The organism is Bacillus sp. JJ1474 (genome assembly GCF_036965225.1).
Lineage (GTDB): Bacteria > Bacillota > Bacilli > Bacillales > Cytobacillaceae > Cytobacillus.
Map to the genome: position 1 here is coordinate 4,072 of NZ_JBALPC010000200.1, position 6,438 is coordinate 10,509.

The window sequence follows — 6,438 nt, forward strand, 5'->3', positions numbered from 1 at the left end:
TTTATTTATTACCCATGATGTTGAGGAATCTATCTTCTTAGCGGACTCTGTTTATGTCATGACGGCAAGGCCAGGGCGTTTAAAGAAAAAGGTTCAGATATCACTCGATAGACCGAGAGAGTTTAGCGTGAAGGGAACTGCAGAGTTTGGAGCTTACAAAGAGGAATTATTGACGCTCATTCGAGAAGAAAGTTTAAAGATTAAATGACAGATTGTTTATTTTGAAGAGTCGAATTAGAATGTGGAGGTCAATTATATGGAGAATAAATGGGCTCATCTCATGAATAATATGCCAAACCGGCTTGCGCCAAGTATGGCTAAGGATCACCCAAACCTTCCAGTTGTAAAAGAAGAAGGCTGCTATTATTACGGGGCGGATGGCAGGGAATATCTTGATTTTACGTCTGGAATTGCAGTAACGAATGTTGGACATCGCCATCCGAAAGTCGTTCAAGCGATTAAAGATGCAGCTGATAGTTTAGTGCATGGACCTTCGGGTGTCATTATGTATGAATCCATATTGCGATTGGCTGATGAATTGGCAGATATTCTACCAGGCGATCTAGATTGTTTTTTCTTTTCTAACAGTGGGGCAGAAGCGATTGAAGGAGCAATCAAACTGGCGAAGTACGTAACGAAGCGTCCTTATGTCATTTCATTTACAGGCTGTTTCCATGGCCGCTCATTAGGTGCGTTAAGTGTAACGACTTCTAAAAGTAAATACCGAAAATTTATGCAGCCATCAGGACTAACGTATCAAATTCCATATGCAAATACTAAGGACTGCCCTCCAGGTTCTGATCCTGAAGCCTATGTCATTGCTCAATTGGAAAAAAACTTTGCCGCATTATTTAGTCATCAAGTTACTCCCGAAGAAGTAGCATGTGTGATTCTAGAACCTGTTCTTGGGGAGGGGGGCTATATTGTTCCTCCAAAAGGATGGCTGAAAAAGGTACGTGAAATATGTGATCGCCATCAAATCTTACTTATTTTTGATGAAGTCCAAACGGGTTTTGGGCGAACAGGAGAATGGTTTGCCGCACAGACTTTTGGGGTTACACCAGATATTATGGCCATTGCAAAGGGCATTGCTTCAGGTCTCCCTCTAAGTGCGACCGTTGCTTCTAGTGAATTAATGAAGCAGTGGCCACTTGGAAGTCATGGGACGACATTTGGAGGCAACCCAATTGCTTGCTCTGTTGCCTTAGCAACATTAGAAGTATTAAAAGAGGAGAATCTTCTTGATAACACAAAACGGATGGGCAGGTACGCGGTCGAGAAGCTTGAACAAATGAAGGATCGACACAGTGTCATAGGAAGTGTCCGGGCTGTAGGGTTAATGATTGGAATTGAAATCATTCATCCAAAAACCGGGGAGCCGAATGGAGAGGGATTATTAAAAATTCTTGATTTAGCGTTAGAAAAAGGGGTACTTTTCTACCTTTGCGGAAATCACAGCGAGGTCATCCGAATGATTCCTCCGCTAACCGTCACAAAGGAACAAATCGATAAAGGATTACGAATTCTTGATGAGTCTTTGACAGAGTATGAAGCAACATTGATGAATGCAAGAAAAGCGTAGTTAGGATTGAGAGACTGACTCTATATGGGTCAGTTTTCTTTTTTTTTGAAAATGGGGTATTAGCTATTTTGCAGTCCAAGCTTTAGTTGTTAATAGTCATCTAAAAGTTCTATTTTTCCAACTCGTCCCATATATTGAATTGAGGACGAGCGGGAGGACTGACTATTTAATGGGGAATAGACTAAAAAAAGTGGCTTTTGCCATTGGCCTAATCATCTTATTTTTTATTTTGCAATATGATTTCACAGATAATGATTCATGGGAATCATGGAACTTGCCTCTGACAGGAAAAATCATTTTGCTGGATCCCGGTCATGGAGGGCCGGATGGGGGTGCAGGTGATGATGAGGTACTTGAAAAAGACATTGCTCTCGCGGTATCTTTAAAGGTTCGGGATCTTCTCCAGCAGCAGGGGGCACTTGTTCTGATGACAAGAGAGGACGATCGGGATTTAGCTCCAGAAGGGACAAGGGGATACAGCAGAAGAAAAGTTGAGGATTTAAAACAAAGGCTGGATATGATCAATAACTCAGGGGCAGAGTTCTTTGTAAGTATTCATTTAAATTCCATTCCTTCTCCTCGGTGGAGCGGGGCCCAAACCTTTTATACTACAAAACGAGATGGAAATGCTCGATCGGCTAAGTTTATTCAAGATGAGCTTCGGCGAAATCTTGAGAATACGACTAGAAAAGCAAAAGAGCTGAACAGCGTATATATACTGAAGAATGCACAAATTTCCGGCTCTCTCGTGGAGATTGGTTTTTTATCAAACTATGCTGAGAGAGCGAACTTAAAGAAAGAGGAATATCAGAATAAAGTGGCCGCCTCCATTTATACGGGGGTTTTGCGTTACTATTCTGATGAAAAAGAATTAATAGAGACGGAATGAAAGGTGCTGTTTTGAAAAGCATCTTTTTCTTTATTAATGAGGCAATAAGGTGTGATACAATTAACAGTGAGGAATAACTGATATGGTATACTTTAATGGAAACGAATACAATAAGGCAGGTGCTTAATTTGTTAACAGAACAAAATATAAGAGAAGTCTTAAGTGGACTGCAGGAACCATTTTTACATAAAACATTAGGCGAATTAAACGCAATTGAAGAAATAAAGATTAAAGAAGAAAAAAATCATGTAAGCGTGAAGGTGCAAATTGCTAAAACAGGGACAGCAGAGCAGCTTCAGCTCCAAACTCAAGTAGTAAACCTTCTAAAAGAGGCAGGTGCGGTAACGGTTGGAATCCGATTCAGCGAGCTTCCAGAAGAAGTTTTGTCCCAATATCGCCAAGCAGCGAAAGAGGAAGATAAAGGATTGCTCTCCCCAGATAGCAAAACAACCTTTATTGCGATTGCAAGCGGGAAAGGCGGAGTAGGGAAATCGACTGTATCTGTAAACCTGGCCGTTTCTTTGGCAAGACTAGGTAAGAAGGTCGGTCTGATTGATGCTGATATTTATGGATTTAGCGTGCCTGATATGATGGGCATTACGACTCGCCCAGTCGTAAGAGGGGAAAAGATTATTCCAGTGGACCGGTTTGGGGTAAAAGTTATTTCGATGGGATTCTTTGTTGAAGATAATTCTCCGATCATTTGGAGAGGTCCTATGCTAGGAAAAATGTTAAACAGCTTCTTTAATGAAGTCGAGTGGGGAGATATTGATTACTTATTATTAGATCTTCCTCCAGGTACAGGGGATGTTGCATTAGATGTTCATACGATGCTTCCGTCTTGTAAAGAAATCGTTGTTACAACGCCACATCCAACAGCTGCTTTTGTTGCAGCCCGTGCCGGCGCCATGGCGATCCGAACACAGCATGAAATATTAGGGGTCGTTGAAAATATGTCCTATTTTGAAAGTAAGCTTACGGGCGAGAAGGAATATGTCTTCGGAAAAGGCGGAGGCGAAAAGCTGGCTGAGGAGCTTCAAACAAATGTGCTAGGGCAATTGCCGTTAGAGCAGCCTAATTGGAACGAAGAAGATTTTGCTCCATCCGTTTATGATGAGGATCATAAGCTAGGTAAGATCTATAGTGATATTGCGCAAAAGATTGTACAAACATTAGAAAAATAACAGTAAAAAAACCTCTTCCCTTAGGAAGAGGTTTTTTATGTTTGGCAGCGGGCATTATCCGCCACCGTCCCCGCTGCCCTCTGAGCCACCGCCAGCAGTTTCTTCGCTACTGCCGCCCTCTTTCCCTCCGCTTTTCTCGCCACTTTTTACTTCATTTGCAGCTTTTAAAAGAATGTCTTGAATTTTGGCTTTAAAGAGCGGGCTTTCTAAGGTTTCCTTTACAACGGTTTGCAAATGCTCACGGTATTCCTTGCTTTTTAATACTTTTGTTACGTCTTTTTCTAGTGCTGGGTCTTGTAAGACTTCAATCATCATACCGCGGTACTCCGGATCCTTCATTAAATCTTTAAGAAGCTTTTCATTTTCTTTTTTCATGCTTTTAGCAATACTTTCAGCAAATTTAGGATCCTCAAATGATTTCTTCCAGAAGTCTGTTCCCTTATCGGAAGTTAAGGTTTTTTCGATCGTCTCTGAAACAACTTTCTGATCCATGATAAGCTGCTGTTTGATTTTATCATCTTCCATTAGTTCTTTTATCGCTTTTTTACCGTCATCCGTTTTCAGAATATCGACAACCATCTTTTTGGTTTGCTCATAATCCATCTGATTGCCGCCAGTTTCACCTTGAGCACAGCCCGTCATGAGAATGATCAGCAGAATTGGCAGGAGCAAACGGAATGTCTTTATCATATTTTGAAGCTCCTTTCAGGAGAAGGTATCCTTATTTCTAGAATGAAGAAAAAGGCCAAATTTTATTCGCCTCAAAATACAATACCTAGATTTTTCAAAGCATGGTTGGTACAATCATATAGGTGAATAATTTTTACTATGGAGGAAAAATAAGTTGACTAGCCGGAATTGGGTAAAGCTGTTTCTATCCACACTTTTGGTAGGGGGATTAACTACTGGGGTTGTTGGTTTTATTGTTAGATGGAAAGAATTCGAATCTATATTTGTTCCCTTTGATTTTCTTGAAATATTATCAGTATTATTATGGTTAATTGGAGTTGGATTAATTTTTAGTATTTTGAGCCAAATGGGCTTCTTTGCCTATTTGACTATCCATCGATTCGGGTTAGGAATTTTTAAATCGCGATCTTTGTGGAATGCTGTTCAAGTTTTTCTTACTTTGTTCGTTCTATTTGATTTAGTTTATTTCCGCTATAGTGCTTTTGCTGAAGAGGGAGAAAGCATAATGCCTTATATCGGTATTGCCTTATTTATATTGGCTGCTGCTATTCTGGTAGCTTCCATTAAGGTGAAATTAACGAATAAGGATGCATTTATTCCTGCTGTTTTCTTCATGGTTGTCGTGACCACGATTGAGTGGGTTCCAGTCTTAAGGGTTAACGAGCAGAGCTGGGTATACCTTATGATATTTCCATTATTAGTATGTAACGCGTATCAGCTGCTTATTCTTCAAAAGCTTAATGAAAAATCTCAAGTACAAAGACAACAAATCTCATCAAAAGAGCCGTCCAAATAATGGGCGGCTTTTAATTAATTTCTTTAGTTTTCGTTTCGGCATTTGCAAGCATCTCAGAAACGGTCACGAGCTTTAGCCCTTTTTTATTCACATTATTTATGATTTGCGGCAAGGCTTTAGCTGTTTGTTTGGCAGAATCTGAAGCATGAAGGAGTATAATATCCCCCTTTTTTGCTCGTGAGACATTGTTGACGATTTCCTCTATACCCGGGTTCGTCCAGTCCTTCGAATCAATGCTCCAATGAACAACTGAATATCCGAGTCTATCGGCAATTTTTAGAGTCCTTTGATCGAAATGACCAGTAGGGGCGCGAACAAGCTTAATATCTTTTATGTTTAGTTTTTTAAACACTACCTGAGCCTTTGCTAAATCCTGCCTAATTTTGGCATCCTCAAGGTCTGAATAATCCTCATAATTATAGCCAAGAATGCCAATTTCATATCCTCCTTTTACGATTCTAGCCACTAAATCTGGGTGGCGCTCTGCCCATGAACCTGAAAGGAAGAAGGTGGCTGATTTAACATTTTCCTTTTGTAGAACATTAAGAATAGGTTCTGCCTTTTCGTCCCCCCATCCTATATTAAAGGTAAGGGCAAGGTCCTTTTCCCCCTTATATACAGCTCTCGGTCCATCTTTCGTTGAAAAGGCCGGCATGTAGACAATGTTCCCAATATATAAGAACCATGCAGCAAAGAAAGCGAAAACCATGATTAAAACCATTTTTTTTATTGACTTTCCATTCCAAATATAAAAGAAATTCATTTCTCTCTCACCTCGTCCAATACTCCTTGTCTCAATCTTATGCGCAGAATTTCAATAAATGAGTTTAAAAAGAAATTCATAAAATATTTTTATTTGGAAAATACTACAAAAACCAAATCAAGAGAGAGTGATATAGTGTGCTAGGAATTTTAATTAATAATAGAGAACAGAAGGAAATACAATACTTAATTAAGAGAGAAATGGATGAAATTCTGTTTGACTTAAACGATGAGCGAATTGATCATATTGTAAAAAGGGCAATGGAGGAGAGATATAAGATATTATTTTCTTTATTTAAGAGGGTAGCTTCACCAAACGATATTCTGAGATATACACGAAACATTCAGGGGAGAGAACAAAAAGGATGAAATAATATAATAAATTCTATTGACTTCTGTTTTTTTTGTTGTTATATTAATAAACGTCGCTGCTGACGAGTTGAAACAAACTCAAAAAAAGTTGTTGACACTTTAAGCAAAAGATGATAAATTTTAAAAGTCGCTTCTGGGCGATAAGGTAGTTCTTTGAAAACTG

7 protein-coding genes and 1 pseudogene are annotated in these 6,438 nt (G+C 39.4%); 6 read left to right on the forward strand and 2 right to left on the reverse strand.

Annotated features, from left to right (window positions below; translation table 11 throughout):
* The 4 genes and pseudogenes from V7164_RS21405 to V7164_RS21420 form a co-directional block, all read left to right on the forward strand.
* A pseudogene (locus V7164_RS21405) lies at nucleotides 1-208 on the forward strand (ABC transporter ATP-binding protein); the annotation flags it as partial.
* A gap of 48 nt (nucleotides 209-256) precedes the next feature.
* Complete coding sequence (locus tag V7164_RS21410; protein WP_335345944.1) at nucleotides 257-1,582, forward strand: aspartate aminotransferase family protein; 1,326 nt, start codon at nucleotides 257-259, stop codon at nucleotides 1,580-1,582.
* Nucleotides 1,583-1,751: 169 nt separating this feature from the next.
* The gene (gene cwlD, locus V7164_RS21415; protein ID WP_335345943.1) at nucleotides 1,752-2,471 is read left to right on the forward strand and encodes an N-acetylmuramoyl-L-alanine amidase CwlD; all 720 of its coding nucleotides are present in this window, start codon (nucleotides 1,752-1,754) and stop codon (nucleotides 2,469-2,471) included.
* Between the two features lie 128 nt (nucleotides 2,472-2,599).
* Entirely contained in the window at nucleotides 2,600-3,655 is a 1,056-nt protein-coding gene (locus tag V7164_RS21420) for an Mrp/NBP35 family ATP-binding protein (RefSeq protein WP_335345942.1), read from the forward strand.
* 54 nt (nucleotides 3,656-3,709) lie between these two features.
* Here V7164_RS21420 and gerD read toward each other — a convergent pair whose 3' ends face one another.
* Nucleotides 3,710-4,345: a spore germination lipoprotein GerD gene (gerD, locus tag V7164_RS21425; protein WP_335345941.1), complete on the reverse strand. Its 636-nt coding sequence runs from the start codon at nucleotides 4,343-4,345 to the stop codon at nucleotides 3,710-3,712.
* A 154-nt stretch (nucleotides 4,346-4,499) separates the two neighbouring features.
* Here gerD and V7164_RS21430 point away from each other — a divergent pair, with 154 nt between their 5' ends.
* Nucleotides 4,500-5,141 (forward strand): KinB-signaling pathway activation protein, encoded by a 642-nt coding sequence (locus tag V7164_RS21430; protein WP_335345940.1) that lies wholly within the window; start codon nucleotides 4,500-4,502, stop codon nucleotides 5,139-5,141.
* 10 nt (nucleotides 5,142-5,151) lie between these two features.
* Here the strand turns inward: V7164_RS21430 and pdaB are convergent, their stop codons facing one another.
* Complete coding sequence (pdaB, locus tag V7164_RS21435) at nucleotides 5,152-5,904, reverse strand: polysaccharide deacetylase family sporulation protein PdaB (RefSeq protein ID WP_335345939.1); 753 nt, start codon at nucleotides 5,902-5,904, stop codon at nucleotides 5,152-5,154.
* Between the two features lie 137 nt (nucleotides 5,905-6,041).
* Here pdaB and V7164_RS21440 point away from each other — a divergent pair, with 137 nt between their 5' ends.
* The gene (locus V7164_RS21440; protein ID WP_335345938.1) at nucleotides 6,042-6,272 is read left to right on the forward strand and encodes a hypothetical protein; all 231 of its coding nucleotides are present in this window, start codon (nucleotides 6,042-6,044) and stop codon (nucleotides 6,270-6,272) included.
* The last annotated feature ends 166 nt before the right edge of the window (nucleotides 6,273-6,438 follow it).